The organism is Vibrio sp. 1180_3, from assembly GCF_029478545.1.
Classification (GTDB): Bacteria; Pseudomonadota; Gammaproteobacteria; order Enterobacterales; family Vibrionaceae; genus Vibrio; species Vibrio aestuarianus.
The window spans coordinates 1-510 of the sequence record NZ_SJFM01000165.1 but is presented as its reverse complement, the minus strand read 5'-3'; the positions used below and the strand labels follow the sequence as shown (position 1 = coordinate 510).

Annotated in this window: 1 protein-coding gene; it reads right to left on the bottom strand. The window is 42.9% G+C overall.

The window, feature by feature from the left end:
- Positions 1–399: 399 nt before the first annotated feature.
- The coding region (locus EYW48_RS21405) for a DinB family protein (protein ID WP_277433068.1) at positions 400–510 on the bottom strand (111 nt) is incomplete at its 5' end.

Genomic DNA, 510 nt, shown 5'->3' with positions numbered 1-510 from the left:
AATCACCATTCCTGAGCATGGTAATTTGCAAAGAATTCTATCGAAAAAGCCAACGACAGAGCACACGAAACGAATTTAAGAATGCATAAAATTCAACACCAAAGAAGCCGCGCCAACGAACTTAACAAAAACAATACTTCCCGTAAGCAGCCTTCGTTAAGTTCAAACACTTCCCGAAAAGTGCCACTGGCGAGATAGTTGAGAAGCTGAGATTTGTCCGGTGTGTAGCTAGAAAACCCAAAGCCTTTCCACCTTAAATTCACCGTTTTTCTTAACCCCAGCTAACGCCAAATTAAGGTGTGAACAATGCCACCACCTTACCTAACGCATTGTGCCATAAACACTAAACTTGCTTGAAGTGAAAGCGCCGAGCGTTGTGAATCACTCTTAAATTTATTGTTATGTACGTGCTCCCTCTGGCACGATCATAGGCAGGTCTGTACAGCCAAAGTCTAAACCAAACTGGCTTAGCAAACAGGTAAGCTGGCCTCTATGGTGAGTTTGATGATT